At 65.7% G+C, this 1,340-nt stretch carries 2 protein-coding genes; both read right to left on the reverse strand.

Features of this window, described 5'->3' with window-relative positions:
• On the reverse strand, positions 1-583 hold a 583-nt coding region (locus ACYVOK_RS34375; RefSeq protein WP_460666785.1), incomplete at its 3' end, for a response regulator.
• A 123-nt stretch (positions 584-706) separates the two neighbouring features.
• A partial coding sequence (locus ACYVOK_RS34380; protein WP_460666786.1) for a sensor histidine kinase occupies positions 707-1,340 on the reverse strand: 634 nt, incomplete at its 5' end.

Consider the following 1,340-nt stretch of genomic DNA (forward strand, 5'->3'; position numbering starts at 1 on the left):
TCGTGTCGAGGTTGAGCTTGCGCAGGGCCAACGCACGATGGGTCTCCACCGTCTTGGTGCTAATGCTGAGGATGTCGGCGATCTGCTTGTTGGTCTTACCCTCGGCGATCAGTTGCACCACCGCCTTCTCACGGGAGGTCAGCGCCGAGTCATTGGCAGTTCCCTTCGACAGATAGGTCTCCAACAGGGCTTCGGAGACCTTGCCCGTGAAGAATGGCCGGTGGGCGGCCAGGCTCTCCACCGCCGAGACCAGGAACTGCTTGGCATCGGACTTGAGCAAGAAGCCGCGCGCGCCGGCCTCCAGCACGTCCCGCACTAAGCTGTCGGTGTCGTGCATGGTGAAGATCAGCACCTCCACACCGGGGAGCCGACTCCGGATCTGCCGGGTGGCCTCGACCCCATTCACCAGCGGAAGGCCGTAGTCGAGGATGACGATGTCCGGCCGGGTCGCCTGAGCCTGATCGATGGCCTCCTTGCCGTCACGCGCCTCGCCGACCACTGTCCAGTCCTCATGTCCCTCCAGGATGGTGCGGACGCCGGAGCGGACCACGTCGTGATCGTCGGCGATCAGGATACGCGTCATCGTGCAACGTCCTTCGGCGGGGGCGGCTCTTCCAGCAGGCTCGAACCCAGGCAGGATACACCTGCCGGCCGTCGGTCTCACCTGTGCGAAACCCTGAATCTGCCGGATGAAGACCCTGAATCTTCAGGAGGGAGCCTCGCCATCGACCCTGGTCGATCCGGGCAGCCATGGATCGAGCATGCGCCGGGCCTGGGTCAGCGCCCGTCCCGCGACCGTGACGGGAACAACGGCAATGACCGATGTGCCGCCTGGGCCGGATCGGATCCGCAGGTTGCCGCCGAACTGCTCCAAGCGCGCCCGCATGCCTGCAATGCCGACCCCGAGCCGGACGGGTCCGGCAGGCTGATCCCGGTCTGTCATCCCATGCCCGTTGTCGCGGATGCGGACCACAAGCCGTCCAGATCTGATCCTTGCATCCACTGACACGCGCGATGCACCTGCATGGCGGTGGACATTGGTGAGTGCCTCCTGCACCACGCGCAGAATCGCCCGTTGGAGCTCCGGCGACAGGTCATCGACCTCCTCCGGGATGCGGATTCTGGCGACCAGTCCCGTGCGTCCGGCGAAGCCTTCGGCGAAGTCCCGCAACGTGGCCTGGAGGCCGTCCTTGGCGAGGTTCGGTGGATGCAGCAGGTAGGTGAAGATGCGCAGTTCCCGCAGTGCCTCGCTCTGAAGCCTCTCGACCTCGGCCAGGACCTTGCGGCCGTTCGGGCTGTGCCGGACTTCCGGCTCGAGGCCTGCCAGCCCAAGGTTCGCC

Source organism: Kribbella swartbergensis (assembly GCF_054784135.1).